Here is a 3,246-nt window from a genome sequence, read left to right as displayed (position 1 = left end):
CATCCGGGGCGAACTCGGCGGTGACCTCGCTGAGGGCACGTGCTGCCGAGAAGTCGGTGATCCCGAGCCCGACCGCGGCCGTCACGGCGGCTCCGAGGCTGTTCGCCTCCTCGACGATCGTGCGGCGACGAACGGGAACTCCCCAGACGTCGGCGAGCACCGACAGGTACACGTCGCTCTGCGCTCCGCCGCCGACCGCATCGATGCGGTCGATCACGGCGCCCGACGCGCGGAATGCCTGGATGCAGCTGAGCAGGTTGAACGCGGTGCCCTCCAGCACGGCGCGAACGAGGTGGGCCCGACCGTGGTGCCGCGAGAGACCGACGAATGCGCCACGGGCGTCCGGGTCCCACAGCGGGGAGCGCTCACCGAGCAGGTACGGGAGGAAGTAGAGGTCGTCGGTGTCGACATCGGCGGAGGCCTCGGCCGTCAGCCGTCCGGTCTCCGGGTGGGCGGGGTCGGGGGAGAGGGCCTCGGCGATCCACTGCACGGAGGCACCGCCGGCCTGCATGGTCGCCGTGGGCACGAACGAGCCGGGGACGACGTTGTCGAACGTGAAGGTGCGCATTCCCGGATCGTGCAGCGGAGCGTCCGCTGCGAACGAGATCCACGACGAGGTGCCGAGGCACACGTAGGCGCCGTCCTCCGGAGCGACCACGCCCGATCCGACCGCGGCCAGGGGGCCGTCGCCGCCGCCCATCACCACACGCACGCCCGTGTGCAGCCCGAGCGAGGTCGCAGCGGCATCCGTCAGCGCTCCCGCGATCTGCGTCGACTCGAGGATCTCGGGGAACAGCGCGCGGTCGAGGCGTGCGGCCCGCAGCACCTCGTCCGACCAGGTGCCGGCCGCCTGGTCGTAGGCGTTGGTGCCTGACGCGTCGGAACGGTCCGTCGCCAGACGCCCGGTGAGGCGCAGCACGATGAAGTCCTTCGCGACACAGACCCGGCGCACGCGCGCCCAGACGTCGGGCTCGTTGTCGCGCACCCACATGATCTTCTCGACCGAGTAGGTGGGGTTCAGACGGTGCCCCAGGATCCCGTACGCGCGTTCGGCGCCGATCGCGTCCTCGAGCTCGCGCTGCTGGGCTCCGGCTCTCGTGTCGGCCCAGATGATCGCCGGTCGCGCGGGCTCGCCCTCGGCATCGAGGAGGACGGCGCCCATCATCTGTCCGCTCACCACGAGTCCGACGATGTCGCTCGTGGGCGTGCTGGTGCGGGCGATCAGGTCACGTGTGGCGGCGACGACCGCGTTCCACCAGTCGTCCGGGTTCTGCTCGGCGACGCCGCCCGCGGCGAAGTGCGCGGGGTAGGCGACGGTGACCGAGGCGACGATCCGGCCGTCGTCGTGGTGCAGGGAGGCCTTGTTCCCCGTCGTGCCCAGGTCGTGCGCGATGATCATGGCGGCGCCTATCCCGCGTACGGACGCAGCTCGACGCCCTCGGGCGACCGGTAAGCCCGCGAACCCATCCCGTGCTCCAGCACCCAGCCGTAGTCGTGGCCCGCTCCACCCGGGTACACCGCGAGGAAGGAGTACGGCTCGTCGCCGGTGTTCACCGAGCGGTGCGCCCACCCAGGCGGGATGTAGCCGATCGTGCCAGGGAGCATGTCGAGCCATTCGGTGCGCTCGCCGTCGAACATGAGCAGTCCGCCGCGACCTTTCAGCGCCAGGTAGATCTCGCCCTGATGGTTCGGGTGCTGGTGGCCCTTGGTCATCCAGAGCTCTCCGCTCGTGTCCCCGGGCATGATCGTGGTGATCGACTGGGGCAGCTCGCGGTCGACCTCGGGCACGGGGGAGCTGACCACGGTGTAGACCACGGGGTTCTCGCCGGCTGATGCCGTTGCCCAGGCCTCTGCGTCGAGGAAGAGCCCTTCGAGGTCGGACATCCGCCGGGTGAGAGTCGGCCCTTCGGGCGAGAGCGTGAGCTTCTCGGCGTCGAAGGCGATCGCCAGGGGGGAGATCGGCGGGGCGTGGAACTCGGGCATCGGTGCTCCTCGTAACGGGTGCTGCGACGCTGCGCAACCTGTAATGACAGGTTCACCCTACCTGTTATGACAGGTGGCGTCCAGAGCGGGTTGCACCCTCGCACGCGATGAGGATGAGCGCGCGCGCAGCGACGGGCTCCCCGGTCCGGTGCACGGCACACCGCGGAGAGCCCGCCCTGTACTCGGGTCAGCTCGCGCCCGACCCCGCGACCGCAGCATCGATGAGGTCGGCGATCGCCGCCGGCTGCGAGGCCAGCGAGGCGTGGCTGGCGTCGAGCTCGACGACCTGACGCGGGTTCATGCGCGTCGCCATGCGTCGTTCGTTGTCGGGATTGATCATCCGGTCGGCGGTCGAGACCTGGTACCAGGTGGGCTTCGCCTTCCATGCGGGCGTCGTCACGGTGTCACCGAACGTCGACCCCAGGGGGGCCTTCTGGGTGACGGCCATGACCAGCGCGTCGTCGGCGGAGAGGTCCTGGGCGAAGCTCTCGTGGAAGCGGTCCTGTGCGATCCACAGATAGCCGTCCGAGTCGGGGGCGATGGCGTCGACCGCGGCCGGTGGGTTCTCCTGAGTGATCTGCCCTGCGCTCTCGCCGGCGTCGGGGGCGAACGCCGCCACGTAGACGAGGCCCACCACGTTGGGCAGGTCGCCGGCCTCCGTGATGACGGCGCCGCCGTAGGAGTGCCCGACGAGGAGGACGGGGCCGTCGATCTGACGGACCATCTTCTGCGTGCGCTCTGCGTCGTCGGCGAGGGAGGTGAGCGGGTTCTCGACCGCGTGCAGATCGTCGTAGCCGCGGCGACGGAGTTCGAGGATCAGGGGACCCCAGTGAGCTGCCCCTCCCCAGAAGCCGTGGACCAGGACGATGGCGGGCTTGTCGGACATGTTCGTCTCCTGTCTTTCGCGGTCGCTCGTGCAGTGCGCGCGTGACCTTCGGTTGGTTCCTGGTCTGGAACCAAGAAGAGAGTAGGTTGGACTCTGGGGCAAAAACCATGACTGATGACCTGCGAAAACATGCCGATCCTGCATCGACTGCCGATCATGCCGTGGACGCGCTCTCGGAAGCACTCCTGCACGCTCGCCTGGACGGGCGGGACGCGATGCTCTACGCGCCGCCCGCTCCTTTCCACGTGGACATCCCCTCGGGCGTCACTCGAGTGCACTTCGCCGTCGACTCGCGGCTGATCGTCCGGGTCGACGGTCAGGCGATGCCGATCGTGCTCGAGCCCCGTGATTTCGTGCTGGTCCGTCAGGGGCTCGCG

The 3,246-nt window shown here is 69.5% G+C and carries 4 protein-coding genes; 1 reads left to right on the top strand and 3 read right to left on the bottom strand.

Going from position 1 to position 3,246, the window contains the following annotated elements; genetic code table 11:
- From xylB to DSP71_RS05495, 3 genes are all read right to left on the bottom strand, one after another.
- Positions 1 to 1,399: xylulokinase (gene xylB / locus DSP71_RS05505; protein ID WP_258546279.1), on the bottom strand; the 1,399-nt coding region annotated here is incomplete at its 3' end.
- Positions 1,400 to 1,407: 8 nt separating this feature from the next.
- Positions 1,408 to 1,983: a glucose-6-phosphate isomerase family protein gene (locus tag DSP71_RS05500; RefSeq protein WP_046747538.1), complete on the bottom strand. Its 576-nt coding sequence runs from the start codon at positions 1,981 to 1,983 to the stop codon at positions 1,408 to 1,410.
- 187 nt (positions 1,984 to 2,170) lie between these two features.
- Entirely contained in the window at positions 2,171 to 2,869 is a 699-nt protein-coding gene (locus tag DSP71_RS05495; RefSeq protein ID WP_113680580.1) for an alpha/beta hydrolase, read from the bottom strand.
- A gap of 41 nt (positions 2,870 to 2,910) precedes the next feature.
- Here DSP71_RS05495 and DSP71_RS21985 point away from each other — a divergent pair.
- Positions 2,911 to 3,246: hypothetical protein (locus DSP71_RS21985; RefSeq protein WP_220151079.1), on the top strand; the 336-nt coding region annotated here is incomplete at its 3' end.

The sequence above is a fragment of the Microbacterium sp. H6 genome, assembly GCF_003314775.1.
Classification (GTDB): domain Bacteria; phylum Actinomycetota; class Actinomycetes; order Actinomycetales; family Microbacteriaceae; genus Microbacterium; species Microbacterium oxydans.
The sequence above is the reverse complement of the archived record's forward strand: the minus strand, read 5'-3'. Positions and strand labels throughout refer to the sequence as shown.

What these genes read in the sequence shown, in the direction of transcription:
- DSP71_RS05495 (WP_113680580.1), bottom strand. Translation starts at nt 2,869, where the DNA reads ATGTCCGACAAGCCCGCCATCGTCCTGGTCCACGGCTTCTGGGGAGGG.
- DSP71_RS05500 (WP_046747538.1), bottom strand. Translation starts at nt 1,983, where the DNA reads ATGCCCGAGTTCCACGCCCCGCCGATCTCCCCCCTGGCGATCGCCTTC.